The sequence below is a fragment of the Pseudomonas synxantha BG33R genome, assembly GCF_000263715.2.
In the GTDB taxonomy this organism is placed as follows: Bacteria; Pseudomonadota; Gammaproteobacteria; order Pseudomonadales; family Pseudomonadaceae; genus Aquipseudomonas; species Aquipseudomonas synxantha_A.
The window spans coordinates 4,294,514-4,317,346 of record NZ_CM001514.1; the positions used below are offsets into that span (position 1 = coordinate 4,294,514).

The 22,833-nt window shown below is 60.8% G+C and carries 13 protein-coding genes and 1 pseudogene; 7 read left to right on the top strand and 7 right to left on the bottom strand.

All coding sequences use genetic code 11. The annotated features are described in order from the left end of the window. Positions 1–118 precede the first annotated feature (118 nt). Positions 119–1,501 (top strand): class II fumarate hydratase, encoded by a 1,383-nt coding sequence (locus PSEBG33_RS08765; protein WP_005789893.1) that lies wholly within the window; start codon positions 119–121, stop codon positions 1,499–1,501. On the opposite strand, the gene PSEBG33_RS08760 is transcribed toward PSEBG33_RS08765, so the two are convergent. From PSEBG33_RS08760 to PSEBG33_RS08745, 4 genes are all read right to left on the bottom strand, one after another. Continuing rightward, positions 1,498–2,454, bottom strand: a complete 957-nt coding sequence (locus PSEBG33_RS08760) for a DMT family transporter (protein ID WP_005789894.1) — start codon at positions 2,452–2,454, stop codon at positions 1,498–1,500. The two genes, PSEBG33_RS08765 and PSEBG33_RS08760, sit on opposite strands and share 4 nt — an antisense overlap. Positions 2,455–3,177: 723 nt before the next feature. Beyond that, positions 3,178–4,362, bottom strand: a complete 1,185-nt coding sequence (locus tag PSEBG33_RS08755) for a thiolase family protein (RefSeq protein WP_005789895.1) — start codon at positions 4,360–4,362, stop codon at positions 3,178–3,180. A gap of 108 nt (positions 4,363–4,470) precedes the next feature. Then, positions 4,471–5,985 carry a polyphosphate:AMP phosphotransferase gene (pap, locus tag PSEBG33_RS08750; RefSeq protein ID WP_005789896.1) on the bottom strand — a complete coding sequence of 505 codons (1,515 nt, stop codon included), beginning with the start codon at positions 5,983–5,985 and terminating at the stop codon, positions 4,471–4,473. 101 nt (positions 5,986–6,086) lie between these two features. Further along, positions 6,087–10,922, bottom strand: coding sequence for an NEL-type E3 ubiquitin ligase domain-containing protein (locus PSEBG33_RS08745; protein WP_005789897.1), 4,836 nt, complete (start codon positions 10,920–10,922; stop codon positions 6,087–6,089). A 212-nt stretch (positions 10,923–11,134) separates the two neighbouring features. Between PSEBG33_RS08745 and mnmC the strand changes: the two genes are divergently transcribed. From mnmC to PSEBG33_RS08720, 5 genes are all read left to right on the top strand, one after another. Next, entirely contained in the window at positions 11,135–13,135 is a 2,001-nt protein-coding gene (gene mnmC / locus PSEBG33_RS08740; RefSeq protein ID WP_005789898.1) for a bifunctional tRNA (5-methylaminomethyl-2-thiouridine)(34)-methyltransferase MnmD/FAD-dependent 5-carboxymethylaminomethyl-2-thiouridine(34) oxidoreductase MnmC, read from the top strand. A 134-nt stretch (positions 13,136–13,269) separates the two neighbouring features. Then, entirely contained in the window at positions 13,270–15,042 is a 1,773-nt protein-coding gene (locus PSEBG33_RS08735) for an N-acetylglutaminylglutamine amidotransferase (protein WP_005789899.1), read from the top strand. 3 nt (positions 15,043–15,045) lie between these two features. Beyond that, positions 15,046–16,791: an N-acetylglutaminylglutamine synthetase gene (gene ngg, locus PSEBG33_RS08730; protein WP_005789900.1), complete on the top strand. Its 1,746-nt coding sequence runs from the start codon at positions 15,046–15,048 to the stop codon at positions 16,789–16,791. A 164-nt stretch (positions 16,792–16,955) separates the two neighbouring features. Further along, positions 16,956–18,140 (top strand): osmoprotectant NAGGN system M42 family peptidase, encoded by a 1,185-nt coding sequence (locus PSEBG33_RS08725; RefSeq protein WP_005789901.1) that lies wholly within the window; start codon positions 16,956–16,958, stop codon positions 18,138–18,140. Between the two features lie 75 nt (positions 18,141–18,215). Further along, on the top strand, positions 18,216–18,443 hold the full coding sequence (locus PSEBG33_RS08720) for a YheU family protein (protein WP_003192759.1): 228 nt from the start codon (positions 18,216–18,218) through the stop codon (positions 18,441–18,443). A gap of 9 nt (positions 18,444–18,452) precedes the next feature. Here the strand turns inward: PSEBG33_RS08720 and csrA are convergent, their stop codons facing one another. Together csrA and PSEBG33_RS28040 are read right to left on the bottom strand one after the other, a co-directional pair. Further along, a complete protein-coding gene (gene csrA, locus PSEBG33_RS08715) occupies positions 18,453–18,656 on the bottom strand; it encodes a carbon storage regulator CsrA (protein WP_005789902.1) in 204 nt (67 codons plus the stop codon). Positions 18,657–18,783: 127 nt separating this feature from the next. After that, positions 18,784–19,598 (bottom strand): annotated as a pseudogene (locus PSEBG33_RS28040) (SDR family oxidoreductase). 596 nt (positions 19,599–20,194) lie between these two features. Here PSEBG33_RS28040 and PSEBG33_RS28925 point away from each other — a divergent pair. Next, positions 20,195–20,347, top strand: coding sequence for a DUF3309 family protein (locus tag PSEBG33_RS28925; RefSeq protein WP_003192767.1), 153 nt, complete (start codon positions 20,195–20,197; stop codon positions 20,345–20,347). A 56-nt stretch (positions 20,348–20,403) separates the two neighbouring features. Here the strand turns inward: PSEBG33_RS28925 and PSEBG33_RS08705 are convergent, their stop codons facing one another. Further along, complete coding sequence (locus tag PSEBG33_RS08705) at positions 20,404–22,491, bottom strand: LTA synthase family protein (RefSeq protein WP_005789904.1); 2,088 nt, start codon at positions 22,489–22,491, stop codon at positions 20,404–20,406. Positions 22,492–22,833 lie beyond the last annotated feature (342 nt).

Below are 22,833 nucleotides of genomic sequence, written 5' to 3' on the forward strand. Positions count from 1 at the left end.
CCATCCCACGCAGGCCCTGGTTTTGCGGGGCGCAATGGCACAAATGCGGATTTAGGGAACCCACGGCAGCCGCCAGGGCCTAAACTGACCAATCACGACTGGATAAGGAGGGTGCCCGATGAGCCGTATCGAAACCGACAGCCTGGGAGAAGTACAGGTCCCTGATGATGCCTATTGGGGCGCGCAAACCCAGCGCTCGCTGGTCAATTTTGCGATTGGCGAGCAGCGTATGCCGCTGGCGGTATTGCATGCCCTGGCCCTGATCAAGAAGGCCGCCGCCCGGGTCAATGACCGCAACGGCGACCTGCCCGCCGATATCGCCCGGCTGATCGAACAGGCTGCCGACGAAATCCTCGACGGCCAGCATGACGACCAGTTCCCGCTGGTGGTCTGGCAGACCGGCAGTGGCACCCAGAGCAACATGAACGCCAACGAAGTGATCGCCGGCCGCGCCAACGAACTGGCCGGCAACAACCGGGGCGGCAAAAGCCCGGTACACCCCAACGACCATGTGAACCGCTCCCAAAGCTCCAACGACTGCTTCCCAACCGCCATGAGCATTGCTGCGGTGCAAGCAGTGCACCAGCAACTGCTGCCTGCTATCGCGACGCTGTCCGGTGGCCTGGCGGAATTGGCCGCGCGGCATATGAAGCTGGTCAAGACCGGGCGCACCCACATGATGGACGCCACGCCGATCACCTTCGGCCAGGAGCTGTCGGCGTTTATCGCCCAGCTCGATTACGCCGAGCGCGCGATCCGCAGCGCCCTGCCCGCCGTGTGCGAGCTGGCACAGGGCGGCACTGCCGTCGGCACCGGGCTCAACGCACCCCATGGCTTCGGCGAGGCGATTGCCTCGGAACTGGCGGCGCTGTCGGGCTTGCCCTTCGTGACCGCACCGAACAAATTCGCCGCCCTCTCCGGCCATGAGCCGCTGGTCACCTTGCACGGCGCGCTGAAAACCATGGCCGTGGCCCTCATGAAAATCGCCAACGACCTGCGCCTGCTGGGTTCCGGCCCACGCACAGGGCTGGCCGAAGTGAAGTTGCCGGCCAACGAACCGGGCAGTTCGATCATGCCCGGCAAGGTCAACCCCACCCAGTGCGAAGCGCTGTCGATGCTGGCCTGCCAGGTACTGGGCAACGACGTGACCATCGGCATGGCCGCCAGCCAAGGGCACTTGCAGTTGAACGTGTACAAACCGGTGATTATTCACAACCTGCTGGAGTCGATCCGCCTGCTGGCCGATGGCTGCAACAACTTCCAGGAGCATTGCATCGCGGGTCTTGAGCCCGACGCCGCGCAAATGGCCGAACACCTGGAACGCGGGCTGATGCTGGTCACCGCGCTCAACCCGCATATCGGCTACGACAAGTCGGCAGAGATCGCCAAGAAGGCTTACGCCGAAGGGCTGACACTGCGCGAAGCCGCGCTGGAGCTCGGCTACCTCACCGACGCCGAGTTTGACCAGTGGGTCCGCCCGGAAAACATGCTCGGCGCTTAAACCGACATCCGCAGCCGCCGGGCCCTGAGCCCGGCGAGCAGCGAAGGCGCCAACGCGACCATCGCCGACCCCGTCACCACCACCAGCGCCCCCACATACCCCAGGGCATTGATCTCCTCAGCCTGCACATAGTCAGGCCACAGCCAGGCCGCCAAGGCCACCGCCACAAAGGTCACCAACGGCGTCAACGCCAGGGTCGCACTGACCCGCGAGGCTTCCCAATGCGCCAGGGCTTCGGCAAATGCGCCGTAGGCCACCAGCGTATTCATGCAGCACGCCAGCAGCAGCCACCCTTGCAGCGGGCTCAACTGCAACGCCTCCAGCGGATGCGCCCACGGCGTGAGCAACACTGCGCACGACAGGTAGATCACCATCATCACCTGCAACGAATTCCACACTGTCAGCAACTGCTTCTGCCCCAATGCATAGAACACCCAGATGGTGGTGGCGAGCAGGATCGTCAGCACACCGGCGGTGTAGGTGCCCATGGACGTCAGCAACTCCACCAGGCGTTGGTTGAAGAACAAACCAAAGCCGATAATCAGCACCACCAGCCCCACACCCTGCCCCAGGCTGAAGCGCTCCTTGAACACAAACACACTGGCTACCATCAGAAAGATCGGGCCCATCTGCACCACCAACTGCGCGGTGCCCGGGCTGAGCATTCTCAGCCCAACCAGATACAGCACGTAGTTGCCGACCAGCCCGCACACCGCCATGCCCACCAGCCAGCCGCCCCTGGGGCCGAGCACTTTACGGCTGGGCAAGCGCTTGGTGGCAGCCAGATAGACAAACAGGCAAGTGCCGGCCACCGTGAGGCGAAACCAGGTGACGGTGATCGGGTCCATCACTTGCAGCACTTGCTTGAGCTTGACCGGAAGGATGCCCCACAGAAACGCGGTCAGCAGGGTCAGGAAAAAGCCGTAGACCCAGCGGCCGGAGGAGATGTGCATGAGTGCCCCAGATGCCAGAGGAAGTGGAGCAGGCATTCTAGGGGCAAGTCACTGAGTTCGGATACGTCACAGTCTTGAATGTGGGAGCTGGCTTGCCTGCGATGGCGGTTTATCTGTACCCAATCTGTCGCTGACCCACCGCTATCGCAGCATGGGTATCTACACAACTCTGACGTAGCAACCATCAGTAACCACGATGCGAAGCAAGCCGCTCTTGATCTTGCTCTTGATCTGCTTTTGATCTGAGGCGCCCCGTTAAACCACGCTGGCCGGAATTCGACAGGGATTTGGGGGGTAAACCGGCAGGGATGCCGGTTTAGCCGCCCCGCGCCATGGATGGCGCGTGGCGGCGGCCCCCCAAATCACTGGAGGATTACGGGCACACCGAGCCTGAGCGAGGTGCCGAGTGGTGGGGCAAGAGCCCTTTTGGTTACTTTTGGGGCTCTTTTCCAAAAGTGACCCGCTGTAAAAGCGGAACCAATAGCAGCCGCTACCGCAGCAATGGATATGTACTCGGTCTAATCCAACATCCTGGTCGGCCCTGAGGCCGCCATCGGGAGCAAGCCCCCTCCCACATTTGGATCGCGGTGCATCAGCTAGATAGCTATAAGCTGACAGGCAGCAAGCTCCCTTGCAAAGGAGCAGCAGCGTACCAAAGTTGTGTAGATACCCATGGCTATCGCAGGCAAGCCAGCTCCCACATTGGCCGTATTCCAACCTGACTCAGCGTACGGCTTCGAAAAGTCCGGTAGCGCCCATCCCGCCGCCCACGCACATGGTGACAATCCCATAACGCAGATTGCGCCGTTGCAGTTCGCGCACCAGGTGCCCCACCTGTCGCGAGCCCGTCATGCCGAACGGGTGACCGATGGAGATCGAGCCGCCGTTGACGTTGTACCTGGCGTTATCAATCTCCAGTCGATTGCGCGCGTAAAGACACTGGGAAGCAAAGGCCTCATTGAGTTCCCACAGGTCGATATCCGCCACCTGCAAGCCTTTGGCCTTGAGCAACTTGGGCACCGAAAACACCGGGCCGATGCCCATCTCGTCCGGCTCACAACCGGCCACGGTAAAACCACGGAAAAACGCCTTGGGCTTGAGCCCCAACGCGAGGGCTTTTTCCAGGCTCATCACCAGCGTCATCGAAGCACCATCGGAGAGCTGCGAGGAATTACCCGCAGTCACCGAGCCGTCCTCGGCAAACACGGGCTTGAGCCCGGCAAGACTGTCCAGGCTGGTGTCCGCACGATTGCAGTCATCCCGATCTACCACGCCATCGAGGATCTGCACCTCGCCGGTATGCTTGTCCTCGACCTTGTACTGGACCGCCATCGGCACAATTTCGTCATTGAACAAGCCATCGGCCTGGGCCTGGGCCGTGCGCTGCTGGCTTTGCAGGGCGTAAAGATCCTGCTCCTGGCGGCTGACGTGATAGCGACGGGCAACGATTTCGGCGGTCTGGCCCATGGGAAAGTAAATGCCTGGCACCTGCTCTTTAAGCAGCGGGTTGATCAGGTTATCGGTGTTGACGCTTTTCAGGGTCAGGCTGATGGACTCGACACCGCCGGCGACAATGATGTCGCTGCAGCCCGAAGCGATCTGGTTGGCGGCGATGGCAATGGCCTGCAAGCCTGACGAACAGAAACGGTTGAGGGTCATGCCTGCCGTACCGGTGCCCAGTTGCGACAGCACCGCCACATTGCGCCCGATGTTGTAGCCCTGGGCACCCTCGTTGGACCCGGCACCGACGATGCAATCTTCCACTGTGGCCGGGTCAATGCCGTTACGGGCCAACAGTGCATTGACGCAATGAGCCGCCATGTCATCGGGCCGGGTCTGGTTGAATTTGCCACGAAAGGACTTGGCCAGGCCGGTTCGCACGCTGTCGACGATCACTACTTCACGCATGGGGCACCTCGATCTTGTGGTTGTAGATCGAGGATAGATCCAGGCCTGGCCGACCGCGATGATCATTCACTGCATGGATGCAAAAGCATGGAGGTCGGGAAGACCGGGCTATTTCTTTTTCTTCTTGTCGTGCTTGTCGGTTTTAGCGAACGCATCCTCCAGCGCCCGGTTGATGGTGCGCAACACCTTGACCCGCGCCCAGCGTTTGTCGTTGGCTTCTACCAGGGTCCAGGGCGCCACCTCGGTGCTGGTGCGATCAACCATGTCGCCCACTGCCGCGCGGTAGTCGTCCCACTTGTCGCGATTGCGCCAGTCGTCTTCGGTGATCTTGAAGCGTTTGAAAGGGATTTCTTCACGGGCCTGGAAGCGCTCCAGCTGAGTGTCCTTGTCGATGGCCAGCCAGAACTTGACCACGATCACCCCCGCATCGCGCAGTTGCTCTTCAAAGTCATTGATCTCGCCATAGGCGCGCATCCAGTCCGCCGGGGTGCAAAAGCCTTCGATGCGTTCCACCAGCACGCGGCCGTACCAGGAGCGGTCGAACACGGTGAACATGCCACGCGCAGGGATCTTCTGCCAGAACCGCCATAGATAAGGCTGGGCGCGCTCGTCTTCACTGGGCGCGGCAATCGGCACGATGTGGTACTGGCGCGGGTCCAGTGCTGCCGCCACACGACGGATCGCCCCGCCCTTGCCGGCTGCGTCGTTGCCTTCGAATACGCTCACCAGCGCGTGCTTGCGCATGCGTTTGTCGCGCATCAGGCCAGAGAAGCGCGCCTGCTCGGTGATCAGCTGTTCTTCGTAATCGTCCTTGTCCAGGCGCAGGGTCATGTCGAGGCTGTCGAGCAGGCTCTTGCGGTCAACCGAGGCAAGCAACGGCGCCGGGTTCATGCCGCTGGCCTTGACCTTGGCCTGCTTCAAGGCACTTTGCAGCCCATCCAGCAGGATCTTGCCCACGGTCAGCCCACGGTAATGCGGGTCGACACCCTCGATTACATGCCAGGGCGCATAGTCGCGGCTGGTGCGACGCAGCACGCGCTCACCGAAATGCACGAACTTGTCGTAGGTCTTGGACTGCTGCCAATCCAGCGGGCTGATGCGCCAGCTGTGCAACGGGTCATCGGCCAAGGCCTTGAGACGCGCCTTCATCTGTTTTTTGGACAGGTGGAACCAGAACTTGAAAATCAGTGCGCCTTCATCGCAGAGCATCTTTTCCAGGCGCTCGGCACCGGCGATAGCCTGGTCCAGGCGCGCGTCCTTGATCTGCCCATGCACCCGGCCTTGCAGCATCTGGCTGTACCAATTGCCGAAAAAGATCCCCATGCGGCCCTTGGCCGGCAATTGCCGCCAGTAGCGCCAGGCCGGCGGGCGCGCCAGTTCTTCGTCGGTCTGCTGGTCGAAGGTGCGCACTTCGATCAGGCGCGGGTCCATCCATTCATTGAGCAGCTTGACGGTTTCGCCCTTGCCCGCGCCTTCGATGCCGTTGATCAGGATGATCACCGGGAAGCGCTTCTGCTGCTGCAGCTCGTACTGCACCTCCAGCAAGGCTTCACGCAGGGCCGGCACTTCGGCGTCATAGGTGTCTTTGTCGATGGCGTGACCGATTTCGGCGGATTCGAACATGGGCAGCTCCGTTTCAAGATGGCTCAAGACTAGCGGATTGGGCCCCACGGCAGGCAAGGAATTTCACTCGGCTTGCCGTGGATCAATCACCGCGCCGATGGTTAATGCCCAGGCACATGGCAAATGCCCAGGTCCTGATGCTTCAACATCTGCTGGGTCAAGCGCTCCATCACTGCGGTTATTGCCTGCCGTCGCGGTGCGCGCAGGGCTTCCATTTGTTTGAAATACTCCCCGTCGGTAAGGTCCTGGCGATTCTCAAAGAGTGTTTGCTGCTGCGTATCGAAGGGCTCAGTCACCGATAGGAACTCAGCAGGAAACTGGTGTTTGAGATGGGTTTTCCAGAACGTCAACTGGGTAATAAAACGCAAGAAGGCGGGCGACAGCTCAGCTGTTCGCACCTGGGCTTGCGCCATCGCCAAATCGCTGCTGGGCACCTCGAAAAACGAGTCATAGACCATATGTTCGGGCTGCCCCGGCAGTTGCAGGTCCTTGGCCAACCCGACCCGAAATGCCAGGTTGATTTCCAGCGGATCCGAGGAGGCTTTTTCAACCGCATATGTCGCCGCAATTTTCTCCAGCTCGCTGAGGCGAAACAAACCTCGACTCAAGTTCAACAGCGCCCCGGAGTTGCTCTGTGCACGACCCGCCTGCAGCGTTGCCTTCTCGACTTCCTTGAGAACCTCAATCTGGCTGAACATCTGCGCCGCCCCATCCTCACAACCAGTCGGATGGGCTGCCAGTTGGAAGACCTGCTCGCGCAGCCCGACATTGTCATGGGTCGCCTGCAATACGTCCCAGACACGTTGCGTCATATCCTCGCGCACACGGCGACTGTCAGCAGTACTGGTCAATTCAGCCAGCAACAGGAACAACTCTGTCGATTCCGGATCGTCCCGCAGGTTGGCCCAGACGTTACGCTTGTTGGCATCGCGGGCGGACACCTCGTCCGGCAACCACCGTGCCCTGGCCTTCAGTTCGGTCATACGGGGCTGATCGTCGCCTACATACCCCATGCCAATACCGACTTCGGCGCGGTAACGCTCGAGTGCCTCTACTGTCGTCTCGGATAACGGATTGCCACCCACGTCAATCGATTGGCTGAAAATACGCGGCACCCTGAACAACCAATCGGGCAATACCGTGATCAGGTTATCGCGCAAATCCACCTGCTCCAGGTGGGCCAACCCTGCGAGACCTGGCGGCAGATCGACGATTTTGCTGTCGCGCAGCAAGAGGGTCTGCAAGTCACGCATGCTGCTGACATCCACCAGCTTATCCAGTGGGTTATGGCTCAGGTCCAGCAGGCGCAGCGTATTCAGATCAGCCAGTTTCAGCTGGGTATACTCGGTCAGTGCAAGACGGTTATGGGGCATCGACAAGCTTTCGAGGTCGAGCATCCGCGAGAATATTTCCGGCAAGCGGGTCAGGCGGTTACGACCCAGCGCCAGATGCCGAATGCCTTTGAAACACTTGAGGAAATACGCGACGTCATCGCCCAATCGCATATTCTTGAGTGACACCTGACGGACATGGTCGAAACGAATGTCGGCAGGCAGCGTCGGCAACGATCCGACGCGCATTCCGTCCAGGTTCAAACTGGGAACCGACATCTGATGTTCATCCAGAGCAGAGCTTTGACGCCGCCAACAGGCTTCAATGCGCTCAGCCACCTGCTCGCGGCTGGTACGAATGTCACTCAGGCCCGGCTGTTTTTCCATGCCCTGGATATCGGTCTTCCAGTGTTTGAGCAGCGCTCGCAGACGAGTGAGCTCTGCCTTCAAGCGCTTTACCGCCCTGGCTCGGGCAAGATGGTCAGCACCCAAGGCCATCAGCAGCGAAGACACTTGTGCATCGCTGAACATGGGGTACAGACGCTTCACCTTGCGCACTAACGCGGGAGGGTGCGCCAATGGCCCCGTCGGCGAATCAGCCATTTCACAGGGCATCGCGTCCAGCACCGGTTCGCTGCCCCTGCTGGAAAAAGCCTCAGCGGCCAGCTCCCGTTCCCCCTTGGCCTGGGAAGCGCTCATGTAGCGCAGGCGCCAGAGATTGTTGGCCTCGTTGAGCGGCAACCCCATTGCTACGCGCTGGCTGTCGTTCAGCGCGCAGTCAATCGCCTGAAACAAGCCGTCAGGTCCGGAGTAAGGCCCACCTAGACTCAGGCCGTTGTCGTCGAACGTTGCAAACCCTGCGTCCGAGCTGACCACGATTCGTCGCACACCGGCGCCATTGCGCGCGCCCAGGGCCAACAAGTCGCCCTGTGGCGACCCCTGGCGCAACTCAAGCCGCACCTCCCTGCCCCACCCTGCCAGATGCGGCATCGACCGAACCGCCACACACGCCGTATCAAGGCTGGCCAGCTCAGGCTGCTCAAACCCCATCAGCGCGCGGTCCAGGCGTTGCTCCCCGAGGGCACGCTGGACTGACTCGGCCAATGCCATGGGGATACGTTGATTATCGCGCAGGGTCTCGCGCTGCACCGTTGAGGTCTGGGCCATCAATTCGCGCATCAGCGTACAGGGCAGCTGCGGATAGGTACGCCTGAGCAACGCCCATTCGGGCGGTACAGGTCCGTCATGGGCCTGATACAACTGCTCGAACAACGGCCTGCAGTCAGCCTTGAGGTGTGCGAGCAACTGACGCTCCAATACGCCGCGCTCCTGATCAGCAGCAACCCCCTCTCCAAGCAGGCCGATTTTTTGTGCCTCGTCCAGCTCGGCCAACAGCACATCAAACACTTTGCCCTCACGAAGCATCTGCTCAGTGAGCGTCAAACGCAGGCCTACATTGTCAAACGGCCCACCGGTGGGGTAACGCGCCTTGACGCTGCCCTGTGCATCCAGCACCTCAAAATAGCGCCCCACCGGCCACCCGTCCAACAAGGGCAGGGCATGCATCTGCAAGGTCAAGTTTTCTGCACTGGGGGAGGCACCGCTTTCCAACTGCCAGATCAGATCACGAATGGACTGGTCCAGCTTGAAACGCTCATACAAATCACGAAAACGTGCGGGAAGGGGCAGGCACTCTTCGGCCTGATAGACGCCCCATTCATGGGGCATATCCATAATGGCCTTGATCTGCACAAGTTTCCTGGGATGCAGCGAAGCACCTGGGCCTGCCGGGTTCAGGCGTGAAAAGAGATACTCCTGATCCTCCCATTCGTCGGGCGTTTCGAACGCAAATCGCCAGCGTCCTTCGCCGTTGTGCAGCAACAGCGGGCGATAAGCCGTCTGCCGCAGCGGGTGACTGGCCCGCCATCGATCCAGTTTCGAGTCAAACGCAACCCGATGTACGCAATCATTGACCTTGACGTATGAATGCCCTCCGACTTTGTAAATTCCCGTAGCGTCCGCAACCTCGTCGTCGACAAGACGCTGATCATGGAAGTACGGCGTGACATTTGCCCGCCACAGCCGCAGATTGCCATCTGTGGGGCGTACCACTTCAAACTGGCGAAAAAAGTTATCCAGGTTGAGACCGCTGCGTTTCATCGCAGAACCGACAACCTTGCTCCCCGCCGCGAACAGCACCATCGAGGTGATGTTTTGCGCTACCGCTGCCAACTGCTTGAACGCCTCTTCTTTATCGCCACGGCGCCAGTCCTCAATGCCCTCATACAGCTCGCCGAGCATCTGGCCCACCGCCACGCCAGTCATCAATAGTCCCAACTCCGGCACAACAAACCCGGCGAGGTTGAGCACTGTCAAACCGGCATCCAGGTACGCTTGCAAGCGCTGCTCGCGGGCCACCTCATCCACGTCGGCCACCGGTACCGCCAGGGTCCGCGCGTCGGCTTGCAGTTTGGCGGCGTAAGTTGCGAAAAAATGCCCCGCCAGGCTAACCGTAATGGGATTTGCCTCCAGCGCCCCCAAGGTACGGGATTGAGCGAAATGGCTGAAGAAGCCAACCCGGTCATCCTGGCTCAGGTACCGGGTAAAGAAACTACGATAAGCCGGCACTTCAAGCTTGCCCTTGAGGTAGACCTGAAAGTCATCAAACGAGGAATACTCGAACAATGGCCGCTCCGGCTCATTGGGCATGTACACCACACAAGGTTCTTGCGGGTATTGCGCAACCGAGCGGCCGGAGAACACCAGGATGCTCCACAGGCAACTGCCCTGTACATTCAGCCATTGCCATGTGACGGGGCGCCATTCAAACAAAATCCCTGCCGCCTGAGCCTGAGACGCTGTCAGCTTGCGGTCCAGCAATTTGCACAACACCTCGTAGACACCTTGGGAAATATCTGCGCGCATCAGGGCAATGTGGGCGTCGATTTTTATATCCAGGGTTTTCATCTGGCCGATATCGGTTGCGACATTATTGAGGTTGGGCTGATCACTCCCCAGCTTGAATACTTCGCTGATGTGCTGCTGATACAGGCCACCCAGATCCAGGGCACGGCACCCCTGGGCAAACTCCAGGGGGGTTATGCCAATGGCCCCGCGAGCGGCAGCCCCCAAGCGCAGCAGCGAGCCCGTCGGAAAGTGCTGCGCTCGCACTTCATCCTCGGAAAAATTCTGCATCGCCACATGCAGCAAACTGTCCTGCACCAGCCTCACCGTTTTCACATATTTCAATGGCAAGACTTCTTTCTCGTACTCGTTTACAGCACGCACCAAAAGATCTTTTTTCGGCTCCACGGTCAGTTGCCATCGGGTCTGACAGTAAGCCTTGAGCCGCTCACTGCAAAATTCATCCAGTGCTTGCAAAGGCTTCAATTGCTCGGCGACAACTGCCTGGGCATCTGCAACCCGTGCGGCATCCCTGGTCAGTGCGTCCAACACGCCAGGCGGTGCGTTGACCATCCAGCCCGGCAGTTGCTTTTGCAACACCTGGGCCTTGTCCAAATCACCCGTCATTTCCAGTAAGGCGGACTGCAGTTGCCGCTGGGTCAATTGGTTCAGTTTGCTGTTCAAATCGTCCTGTGGGCGCATCAGCAATGTCCTTTATTGCCTATAAATCAAGCCATTACGATACCGCAGCAACTTGCACAGAATTAACGCTGATAGTTGATGGATTGAAGGCCGGACGCAGCAGCTATTTCCATGCAAAACCTATGGGGCTACCACCTGGAATCGGCCCTGCGCGCCGCGATCGGCTAGAATGGCCGCCTTGTCTTTGCCTGCTGTATGTCTATGAGCCGCCCATGACCCCCATCACCCACGCCCAGCTCGACTGGGATGACCAAGGTCGCCCGCATTCGCGGGTGTTCGACGACGTGTACTTCTCCGACCAGTCGGGCCTTGAAGAAACCCGCTATGTGTTCCTGGAGCAGAACCGCTTGCAGGAGCGCTTTGCTGGCTTGCCAGCGGGCGGGCGACTGGTGATCGGCGAAACCGGCTTCGGCACGGGGTTGAATTTTCTCTGCGCCTGGCAATTGTTTGAGCAATACGCACCGGCCGGCGCGCGCCTGCATTTTGTCAGCGTAGAAAAATATCCGCTGAGTCATGCCGACCTGCAACGCGCCCTCGCCCTCTGGCCTGAACTGCAACCTTTGGCCGAACAACTCTTGGCGCAATACATCGCCATTCACCAAGGCTTCCAACGCCTGGTGCTGGATAACGGCCGCGTGGTCCTGACCCTGTTGATCGGCGACGCCCTGGAGCAATTGCCGCAACTGGATGCACAGATCGACGCCTGGTTTCTCGACGGTTTTGCCCCGGCAAAAAACCCGGACATGTGGACCGCCGAACTGTTTGCCGAACTGGCGCGCCTGGCGGCACCGGGCTCGACCATCAGCACCTTCACCAGCACCGGTTGGGTACGGCGCCTGATCAACGCCGCGGGCTTCAAGATGAAGCGCACGCCGGGCATCGGGCATAAGTGGGAGATCCTGCGCGGCGAGTTTCTCGGCTGGCCCGACGAGACGCCGCCGCCCGCCAAAAGCAAACCGTGGTTCGCTCGCCCCCCAGCCATCGACGGTAAACGCCACGCCATGGTTATTGGCGGTGGCCTGGCCGGTTGCGCAACGGCTGCCAGCCTGGCCGCCCGCGGTTGGCGCGTCAGCTTGCTGGAACGCCACGCCGGCCTGGCGCAGGAAGCCTCGGGCAACCCTCAGGGCGTGCTGTACCTCAAGCTGTCGGCCCATGGCACCGCATTGTCCCAACTGATACTCAGCGGTTTCGGCCACACCCGCCGCCTGCTGGAGCACTTGCACCGTGGCGTGGATTGGGATGGCTGTGGTGTGTTGCAGCTGGCGTTCGACGCCAAGGAAGGCCAGCGCCAGGCCCAACTCGCCGACGCCTTCGCACCGAGCCTGCTGCACCTGCTCGACCGCGAGCAGGCGCAACAACAGGCTGGAATCCAACTGGCCCACGGCGGCCTGTTTTTCCCCGAGGGCGGCTGGGTACATCCACCCGCACTGTGCCAGTGGCAGGCGACGCATCCGCTGATTGAGGTGCTCAGCCACCATGAGGCGCTTGAGCTGGACCGGCGAGACGACCAGTGGCACGCCCGCGCAGGCGATCGCGTGCTGGCCAGCGCCAGCGTGGTGGTGCTCGCCGGGGCGGCCGAGATCAAGCGTTTCCCCTTGAGCGCAGACATGCCGCTCAAGCGCATTCGCGGGCAGATCACCCGGCTCGCACAAACCCCGGCCAGTGAGGCCCTTGCTACTGTGGTCTGTGCCGAGGGTTACGTCGCACCAGCCCGCCTTGGTGAACATACCCTGGGCGCCAGTTTTGACTTCAACAACCAAGACCTCACACCCACGCTCGCTGAACACAGCGGCAACCTGGAGATGCTGCGCGAGATCTCCACAGACCTGCTGCAGCGCTTGGGCGCCGACCGCCTGGCGGCCGAACAGTTGGAAGGGCGTGCCGCGTTTCGGTGCACCAGCCCCGATTACCTGCCGATCGTCGGGCCGCTGGCCGACCGTGAAGCGTTCCAGCAGGCTTATGCCGTGCTAGGCAAAGACGCCCGGCAAGTACCGGATACGCCGTGCCCCTGGCTGCCCGGACTGTACCTTAACAGTGGCCATGGCTCCCGCGGCCTGATCACTGCACCACTGTGCGGCGAACTCCTGGCCGCCTGGCTGAATGACGAACCGCTGCCGGTACCGGCCAGCGTGGCCGCGGCCTGCCACCCCAACCGGTTTACCCTGCGCGCTCTGGTTCGAGGCCAGGCCGCAGCCCGTAAAGAGCGGGATTGATGGCTAGGCGGCCATCTGCCTTATAACTTATCGGTCTAAAACTCCACGCATAGCACTGGGTCAGTTTCTGGGTACGCGCCGTTTGGCGTATTGAGTATTGACCCCTCCCCAACGGAAAAACCGGTAAGGAACTTATGTGTGGATTAGCTGGCGAGTTACGCTTTGATCATCAACCTGCCGACCTGGCAGCCGTAGAACGCATCACCCATCACCTCGCCCCCCGTGGCCCCGACGCATGGGGCTTCCACGCTCAAGGGCAGATTGCCCTGGGCCACCGCCGCCTGAAAATCATGGACCTGTCGGATGGCTCCGCGCAGCCGATGGTTGACGCCCAACTGGGGTTGTCCCTGGCGTTCAATGGCGCGATCTATAACTTCCCGGAACTACGAGAAGAGCTGGAAGCCCTGGGCTACGCCTTCTATTCCGGCGGTGATACCGAAGTGCTGCTCAAGGGCTACCACGCCTGGGGCGAAGCACTGCTGCCCAAGCTCAACGGCATGTTTGCCTTCGCCATCTGGGAACGTGACGCCCAACGTCTGTTCATCGCCCGTGACCGCTTGGGCGTAAAACCTTTGTACCTGTCGCGCACCGGCCAGCGCCTGCGCTTTGCTTCAGCCTTGCCGGCACTACTCAAGGGCGGTGATATCAACCCGATCCTCGATCCGGTTGCGTTGAACCACTACCTCAATTTCCACGCCGTGGTCCCCGCACCGCGCACGCTGTTGGCGGGCATTGAAAAGCTGCCGCCCGCCAGCTGGATGCGCATCGACGCAAGCGGCAAGACCGAACAGAAAACCTGGTGGACCCTGCCCTACGGGCCCCATGAGGATGAAAAACACCTGACCCTGCAAGACTGGACCGACCGCGTGCTCGACAGCACCCGCGAAGCCGTGGCCATCCGCCAACGCGCCGCCGTGGATGTGGGCGTGCTGCTCTCCGGTGGCGTCGACTCGAGCATGCTCGTCGGCCTGCTGCGTGAAGTCGGTGTGCAGGACCTGTCCACGTTCTCCATCGGTTTTGAAGACGCCGGTGGCGAGCGCGGCGACGAATTCCAGTACTCGGACCTGATCGCCAAGCATTACGGCACTCGCCACCACCAACTGCGCATCGCCGAAAGCGAGATCATCGAGCAACTGCCGGCGGCGTTCCGCGCCATGAGCGAGCCGATGGTCAGCCATGACTGCATCGCGTTCTACCTGCTATCGCGTGAAGTGGCCAAGCATTGCAAGGTTGTACAGAGCGGCCAGGGTGCTGACGAATTGTTCGCAGGCTACCACTGGTACCCGCAGGTCGATGGCGCCAGCGATCCCTATGCGGCCTATCGCGATGCCTTCTTCGACCGCAGCTACGACGACTACGCAGCCACCGTCGCACCGAAATGGTTGACCGCCAACGACGCTGCCGGCGACTTTGTGCGCGAACATTTTGCCATGCCGGGCGCGGACGCCGCCGTGGACAAGGCCCTGCGCCTGGACAGCACGGTGATGCTGGTGGACGACCCGGTCAAACGCGTCGACAATATGACCATGGCCTGGGGCCTGGAAGCCCGGACACCGTTCCTCGACTACCGCCTGGTAGAACTCTCGGCCCGCGTACCGGGCAAGTTCAAACTGCCCGATGGCGGCAAACAGGTGCTCAAAGAGGCCGCGCGCCGGGTGATCCCCAGCGAAGTCATCGACCGTAAAAAAGGCTACTTCCCGGTCCCCGGCCTCAAGCATTTACAAGGCGACACCCTGAACTGGGTACGCGAGCTGCTGCTGGACCCGAGCCAGGATCGTGGCCTGTTCAACCCGGCCATGCTCGATCGCCTGCTGACGGACCCTCAGGGTCAACTGACCCCATTGCGCGGTTCCAAGCTGTGGCAACTGGCGGCGCTGAACCTGTGGCTCAGCGAACAAGGAATCTGATCCATGAAACCTAACGCCGCGGCGTATAGCCAACGCTTGATCAAAGGCCAGGCGCCGACCTACGAGCGCCTGCAGGCCCGTCTTGCCGAAGACGGCAGCCCGCAAGGCCCCGAACCGATTGCCGTGCATTGCGGTTGGGGGCGCTTGTTGATCGGGCATACGTTTCCCGACCCTGCCAGCCTCGCCCTGGAGCTGCTCAACGAACAGCCCGGCGAACGCGATATCGCCCTGTATGTGGCCGCGCCCCAGCAAATCCTCGGTATCGACCCGCAGCAGTTATTCCTCGACCCGTCAGACACCTTGCGCCTGTGGTTCAGTGACTACCGCCCCGCCACCCGAGTGTTTCGCGGTTTTCGGATCCGTCGGGTACAGAGCGAAGCCGACTGGCACGCCGTCAACTTGCTGTATCAGGGCCGCGGCATGTTGCCCGTCGACGTCGAACGCCTCACACCGCGCCATCAAGGCGGCCCAGTGTATTGGCTGGCGGAAGACGAAGACAGCGGCGCCGTGATCGGCAGCGTGATGGGCCTCAACCATCAGAAAGCCTTTCACGACCCGGAAAACGGTTGCAGCCTGTGGTGCCTGGCGGTAGACCCACAGTGCACCCGCCCAGGCGTCGGTGAAGTGCTGGTGCGCCACCTGGTGGAACACTTCATGAGCCGTGGCTTGAGCTACCTGGACCTGTCGGTGCTGCACGATAACCGCCAGGCCAAGAGCCTTTACGCCAAGCTGGGTTTTCGCGCACTGACCACCTTTGCGATCAAGCACAAGAACGGCATCAACCAGCCGCTGTTTCTCGGTCCGGGGCCGCAGGCGGGGTTCAATCCGTATGCGCGAATCATTGTCGAAGAAGCCCATCGGCGCGGTATCGATGTGCAGGTGGATGACGCCGATGCCGGGCTGTTCACCCTCAGCCACGGCGGGCGCCGTGTGCGGTGCCGCGAGTCGCTGAGCGATTTGACCAGCGCCATCAGCATGACCCTGTGCCAGGACAAGAGCCTGACCCACAAGGTGCTCAAGGCCGCTGGCCTGAAGTTGCCTGCGCAACAGTTGGCAGGCAGTGCCGACGACAACCTCGAGTTTCTGGACGAGCACCAGCGCGTGGTGGTCAAGCCGTTGGATGGCGAACAAGGCCAGGGCGTGGCGGTGGACCTGCGAACGATCGAGGAGGTGCAGCAAGCCATCGAAACGGCACGCCAGTTCGACAGCCGCGTACTGCTCGAAAGCTTTCACGAGGGCCTGGACCTGCGCATCCTGGTGATCGGTTTCGACGTCGTCGCCGCCGCGATTCGCCGCCCCGCCGAAGTGATCGGCGACGGTCAGCATTCGATTCGTGCATTGATCCAAGCGCAAAGCCGACGTCGTCAGGCCGCCACCGATGGCGAAAGCAAGATCCCCCTGGACGGCGAGACCGAGCGCACGCTGAAGGCCGCCGGCTACGACTACGACAGCATCCTGCCCCGGGGCCAGACCCTGGCCGTGCGGCGCACCGCCAACCTGCATACCGGCGGTTGTCTGGAAGACGTCACCGCCATCCTGCACCCGACGCTGGTGGACGCCGCCGTGCGCGCCGCCCGCGCCCTGGATATTCCCATGGTCGGCCTGGACCTGATGGTACCGGCGGCCGACCAGCCGGAGTACGTATTTATCGAAGCCAATGAACGAGCCGGGCTGGCCAACCATGAACCGCAACCAACTGCAGAGAAGTTTGTGGATTTGTTGTTCCCACACAGTCAGCCGACGGCTTGAACGATGTATCGCCTGTTCCGGCGCTATCGCGGGCAAGCCCGGCTCCCACAGTGACTGCATTCCAATGTGGGAGCCGGGCTTGCCCGCGATGAGGCCGGCCCAGGCGACGACGCTCCAGCCCCTTCATCGAAACCATCGATGCCCTCAACTCATCAGGAGTTTCCATGACCAGAACCATCCCAGAACCCGATCTCGCCTACCTGCAAAAAGTGCTGCTGGAGATGCTCGCCATTCCCAGCCCCACCGGATTTACCGACACCATCGTGCGCTACGTCGCCGAACGCCTGGAAGAACTTGGCATCCCGTTTGAAATGACCCGGCGCGGCACTATTCGCGCCACCCTCAAGGGCCAGAAAAACAGCCCTGACCGTGCCGTCTCTGCGCACCTGGACACCATCGGCGCCGCCGTGCGAGCGATCAAGGACAACGGCCGCCTGACCCTGGCACCGGTGGGCTGCTGGTCGAGCCGCTTTGCCGAAGGCAGCCGGGTCAGCCTGTTCACCGATAACGGTGTCATCCGCGGCAGCGTATTGCCGTTGATGGCGTCCGGGCACGCGTTCAACACTGCCGTGGATGAAATGCCGGTGAGCTGGGACCATGTGGAACTGCGCCTGGACGCCTACTGCGCCACTCGTGCCGACTGTGACTCCCTGGGCATCAGCGTCGGTGACTATGTAGCGTTCGACCCACTGCCGGAGTTCACCGAAAGCGGGCATATCAGCGCCCGCCACCTGGACGACAAAGCTGGGGTCGCCGCCCTGCTCGCCGCGCTCAAGGCAATCGTCGACAGTGGCGAACCGCTGCTGATCGACTGCCACCCGCTGTTCACCATCACCGAGGAAACCGGCAGTGGCGCAGCGGCCGCCCTGCCCTGGGATGTCAGCGAGTTTGTCGGCATCGACATCGCCCCGGTCGCCCCGGGCCAGCACTCCAGCGAACACGCGGTGAGCGTGGCGATGCAGGACTCCGGCGGGCCGTACGACTATCACCTGTCGCGGCACTTGCTGCGCCTGGCAGCCGATAACGACCTGCCGGTGCGCCGTGATCTGTTCCGCTATTACTTCAGCGATGCGCACTCAGCGGTTACCGCCGGCCATGACATTCGCACCGCCCTGCTGGCCTTCGGTTGCGATGCCACCCACGGCTACGAGCGTACCCATATCGACAGCCTGGCCGCCCTGAGTCGCTTGCTGGGCGCCTATATCCTCAGCCCGCCGGTCTTTGCCAGCGATGCGCAACCGGCCCAGGGTTCCCTGGATCGGTTCAGTCATCAGATCGAGCATGAAACGCAAATGGAGAGCGACACCCGCGTGCCGTCGGTGGACAGCCTGGTCGGAAACAAGTCCTGACGCCGGCGACAGCTGCTACTGGCAACATAGGTCCCGGCGCAGTAGCATCGCCGGGACCTGACACCTGAGGCTTGTATGCTGATTCCCTACGATGCACTTGAAGTCGACACCCTGACCCGCCTCATCGAAGACTTCGTCACCCGCGACGGCACCGACAATGGCGACGACACGCCGCTGGAAACCCGCGTGCTGCGCGTACGCCAGGCACTGACCAAGGGCCAGGCGCTGATCGTCTTCGACCCCGAGAGCGAGCAATGCCAACTGATGCTCAAGCACGATGTGCCCAAGCATCTGTTCGACTGAAAACCCCGCCTAAGGATTGGGTACCGACACGGGGTGCGTGACGGGCCCCTGGCGTTCGCGGATCTTCTGATAAACCTCGGCACGGTGCACATTGACACCCACGGGGGCTTCGATACCGAATTTCACGTGGGTGCCGTTCACTTCGAGAATATAGACGGTGATGTCATCGCCAATAGCGATGGCTTCGCCTATGGTGCGGCTTAAGACCAGCATGGCGTGTGTCCTTTTCAAATAGCAGGACCTGGACCATGCGCCCTTGGAAATGGACCGGCAATGGCTTGCTGGAAAATCAGGTATTACCTACACAGGTAGGTAATTTGCCTGACAGACTCCATCCAAATCAGCCCTTAACGGCCTGCGCCTTGGCGCGCATCTTGTCGGCCATCAGCGTCATCTCGTCATACAGCAACTGCGGGTTTTTCTGCTTCAGTGCCCAGGCCATGCGCCCTTGCTCATGGGGCAGGATCATGAACTCGCCCGCGGCCACGCGCTGGTAGATGTAATCGGCGATATCGGTCGCCGAAATAGGTGAACTTTCAAGCAACTTGCCCACCTGCGCCTTCATGGCCGGGGTCGGCCCACGGAAGGAGTCGAGCAGGTTGGTCTGGAAAAACGATGGGCACACCACGTGCACGCCCACTTCCTGCTGCTTGAGCTCGACCAGCAGGCTTTCCGACAACGCCACTACGCCGGCCTTGGCCACGTTGTAGTTGCTCATGGCCGGCCCCTGCATCAATGCAGCCATCGACGCGATGTTGATGATCCGGCCCTTGCTCTTCTCCAACAGCGGCAGGAACGCCTTGCAGCCCTTGACCACGCCCATCAGGTTAATTGCGATCTGCCAGTCCCAGTCCTCCAGGGACAGTTCGGCGAAGAACCCACCCGAGGCCACGCCTGCGTTGTTGACGATCACATCAATGCCGCCCAGCTTGACCTCGCACGCCTGGGCAAACGCGGTGAGCTGGCTGTAGTCGCGCACGTCGCAGCGCTGGATAAACCCTTCCCCCCCGCCTCGCGCACAAGTTTGAGGGTCTCCTGCAAACCGGGCTCACTGACATCCGACAACGCCAACTGCCAGCCCTCACGGGCCCAGCGCAGAGCGATTTCACGTCCCAGGCCGGACCCGGCGCCAGTGATCATCATGCGGTTTTGCATAGGAAGTAGCCTTGTGGTTTACCGAAGAAGTGACCGGCAGTGTAGCGAAGGTTTTTCCCGCACCCACGCACCATCAGATTGATGAATGCCTAGGGGGCGCTCTCAATTAGTTTCCCCGCCGCGTTGTCGCCTTAAAGCGGGCCAGGCAAGGCGCAGGCCGCAGGGAATGGTTGTTCCCTTTCCAAGGCCTGCAACGCAGGCTGGCCCGCTTTAAGGCACAACCCGAAGGGCCGGGCCTGCTGTTGTGCAGGGCTGCGTTGCTCGAAGCTTATTTGGAATGACCAAACCACGCTTCTCGCGCCTTGCCCTGCACAACAGCAGACCCGGCGCGACGGGCAAACTAATTGAGAACGCCCCCTAGGCAAACCCTGGGCTGGGTTGCAGGTGTGCGTATAGCCCAAGTTCAATTTTTTTCAACTGATTAGTTCAAGTTGCGCACGCGTTAAAAGAAATAAGCAACTAATCAAAATGTTTTAGAAAAACAATGAATTTTCTGCGAAGTACATGAGTCCCAATGGTTAAGACGTCCCGATGCACATGGACGAGATAACGGTCAAACAGCCGGTTTTTGCACAGAACCTATAAGGAATAAAACCATGAGCCTCATTCTAATCATTATCCTGATCCTTCTGTTGGTCGGCGGCCTGCCAGTGTTCCCGCACTCGCGTAACTGGGGTTATGGACCGTCGGGTATCCTGGGTGTGGTGCTGGTCGTCCTGCTGGTGCTGTTGTTGCTCGGCAAGATATAAAAGCCGGGACAAAAAAAGAGGCCTCGATCGAGGCCTCTTTTTTTATTGCCGGTCAGTTAGTCCGGCTTACCATCTACAACACCTGCGGTGTTATCCAGCAGGCTCTTGGTAGCGGTCTGCAGGAACGACTCAAGTTTCTGCTTGAGCGCAGCTTCGTCCGGCGACTCAGGGATCACCTTGCCAGTCGGTTCGGCGCCAAGGGTGTATTCCCACAACTTGGGTGGCATTTCCTTGGGCAATACCAGTACGCGGTCAGCGGTAAGCAAGGCCACGGTCTGGTCGCTGCCCGATGGCTTGATCACGCCGAAGCCCTTGTCGCCTTCCGGCAGGTTCAACAGGTCACGCCCCCAGCACTGGTGCAACGTGTCGCCACCCAGGCGGCCCATGATGGTCGGCACGATGTCGATCTGGGTGCCCACGGTGTGGTCACGTACGCCGAACTTTTCCTGCATGCCAGGTGCGATCATCAGCATCGGCACGTTGAAGCGGCCCAGGTCCATTTCGGTGATCTGTTGCTCGTTGCCGAAACCGTGGTCGCCCACGATCACGAACAGCGTTTCCTTGAAGTACGGCTCCTTGCGGGCCTTTTCAAAGAACTGGCCCAGGGCCCAGTCAGAGTAGCGCATGGCCGTCAAATGCTCGTTGAGGCTGCCACGGTCGGTGACTTTTTCAACCGGCAATGGCGTCGGCAACGCGTACGGGGTGTGGTTGGACAAGGTTTGCAGCAATGCGTAGAACGGCTTGCCGCCTTCACGGGCTTTGAGCTCCTCCAGGCCACGGTTGAACATGTCCTGGTCGGACACGCCCCATGTCGGGTCGGAGAACACCGGGTCGACAAAGTCATTGCGGCCGATGAAGTTGGTCATGCCCTGGTTGCTGAAGAAGCCCGACTGGTTGTCCCAGGCGAAATCGCCGTTGTAGACATACACATCGTCGAAATCACGCGCACTGAGCAACTGCGGCAGGCCCGACAACTTGTGGCTGCCTTCCGGGGTCTGCATCAGGTACTCGAAGCCCGGCAGGTTCGGGAAGCAGGCCATGGTGGCGAACATACCCTGGTGGGTGTGGGTACCGTTGGAGAAGAAGCGGTCGAACAGCAAGCCTTCCTTGGTCAGCTTGTCGAAGTACGGCGTGATATTGCCCGGACGGCCCAATGCGCCCACCGAGTGACCGGCAAAGCTTTCCATCAGGATCACTACGACGTTCTTGATCGGCAGGGTCTTCTCGGCCGGCGGCGTGAAATCACGGCGCACGGCAGCGGTGTCGGTATCCACCAGTTTTTCGCTCGGCAACACCAGCATGTCGCGCACGGTCTGGGTGGCCAGCGGTTGTTCGAGGGTGGCTTTCCAGATGTTGGCACGGTCTTCACCGAACCGCGCCTTGGCCGCCGCGATCAGCGACAGGGTGCCATTGAGGCCCAACTGGTTGGCGAAGTTCGAATCGGTGGTGTAGACATCCCCCCAACGCAATGGCGGGCCCTGACGCAGGGTGCCGCGAATGGCGACCACGGCGACCAGCAGGCAAACCACGAATACAGCGATGCGGCTGTACCATGGAGCCACCTGGCGCGTGCTGATCGTACCGCCGCTGAACGGGCCACGCGGGCGCGTTGCACGGTCGGCGCCCTTGAAGGCCATGCTCAGGATCAGCGTGCCCACGGCCCAGGCCAGCAGGTAGCGCACCACCGGGAAACCGTACCAGAGCATGCTCATCACGGTTTTCGGGTCTTCCTTCACATACTGGAAGACCAGGCCGTTGAGGCGCTGGTGGAATTCACGGTAGAAGTCCATTTCCATCAGGCCCAGGAACAAGGCGATGCTGGACACGACGGTCAGCCACAAACGGAAGAAACCCCGTGCCGCCATGGCCCGTACACTGAACAACGCCAGCAGCAACGGGATCAGCAGGTACATCACCAGGCGGATATCCAGGCGCAGGCCATTGGCGAACGCTTCCAGGAACGTCGAGGCCGGCGTGTCCAGGATCATCTCGCGGTTGTAGACCAGCAACGCCAGGCGCAGCAGGGAGAACATCACCATCATGACCAGTGCGCAGAGCAGCGTGTACGCCAGATGGGATTTGACGGTCGGTTGCAGCAGGCGATTTGAAGCTCGCTGCTGATTCAGGGCGTCCGGGTTTGCCATGTCGTTTTAGGACCCATTGGAAGTTTAAGTGGCGAAATAATGCAGTGGCGTCCGCCCTCGCCCAGGCTGGCTGGGGTAAGCGGTTTACGCGGTGGCACAAATGGTGCCCGATCAAGGCCGGCAAGGCTATTAATTACTGAACGTACAACCTTGCCGTGTCTTTAAAGGCCCCAGGGATAGAGCCCTGGCAGGCGAATAAAGCCGGCGAATTGTCTTGGATGGAATGTGAAAATTCTGTACAGCGAATATTTCGATACACAAATTTTTCGAACAAATGTGGGAGGGGCGGTGCGACGATTCGACTTGCTCCCGATAGCGGTGTGTCAGTGAGCTTATTTGTCA

What these genes read in the sequence shown, in the direction of transcription:
- PSEBG33_RS08765 (WP_005789893.1), top strand. Translation starts at nt 119, where the DNA reads ATGAGCCGTATCGAAACCGACAGCCTGGGAGAAGTACAGGTCCCTGAT.
- PSEBG33_RS08760 (WP_005789894.1), bottom strand. Translation starts at nt 2,454, where the DNA reads ATGCACATCTCCTCCGGCCGCTGGGTCTACGGCTTTTTCCTGACCCTG.
- PSEBG33_RS08755 (WP_005789895.1), bottom strand. Translation starts at nt 4,362, where the DNA reads ATGCGTGAAGTAGTGATCGTCGACAGCGTGCGAACCGGCCTGGCCAAG.
- pap (WP_005789896.1), bottom strand. Translation starts at nt 5,985, where the DNA reads ATGTTCGAATCCGCCGAAATCGGTCACGCCATCGACAAAGACACCTAT.
- PSEBG33_RS08745 (WP_005789897.1), bottom strand. Translation starts at nt 10,922, where the DNA reads ATGCGCCCACAGGACGATTTGAACAGCAAACTGAACCAATTGACCCAG.
- mnmC (WP_005789898.1), top strand. Translation starts at nt 11,135, where the DNA reads ATGACCCCCATCACCCACGCCCAGCTCGACTGGGATGACCAAGGTCGC.
- PSEBG33_RS08735 (WP_005789899.1), top strand. Translation starts at nt 13,270, where the DNA reads ATGTGTGGATTAGCTGGCGAGTTACGCTTTGATCATCAACCTGCCGAC.
- ngg (WP_005789900.1), top strand. Translation starts at nt 15,046, where the DNA reads ATGAAACCTAACGCCGCGGCGTATAGCCAACGCTTGATCAAAGGCCAG.
- PSEBG33_RS08725 (WP_005789901.1), top strand. Translation starts at nt 16,956, where the DNA reads ATGACCAGAACCATCCCAGAACCCGATCTCGCCTACCTGCAAAAAGTG.
- PSEBG33_RS08720 (WP_003192759.1), top strand. Translation starts at nt 18,216, where the DNA reads ATGCTGATTCCCTACGATGCACTTGAAGTCGACACCCTGACCCGCCTC.
- csrA (WP_005789902.1), bottom strand. Translation starts at nt 18,656, where the DNA reads ATGCTGGTCTTAAGCCGCACCATAGGCGAAGCCATCGCTATTGGCGAT.
- PSEBG33_RS28925 (WP_003192767.1), top strand. Translation starts at nt 20,195, where the DNA reads ATGAGCCTCATTCTAATCATTATCCTGATCCTTCTGTTGGTCGGCGGC.
- PSEBG33_RS08705 (WP_005789904.1), bottom strand. Translation starts at nt 22,491, where the DNA reads ATGGCAAACCCGGACGCCCTGAATCAGCAGCGAGCTTCAAATCGCCTG.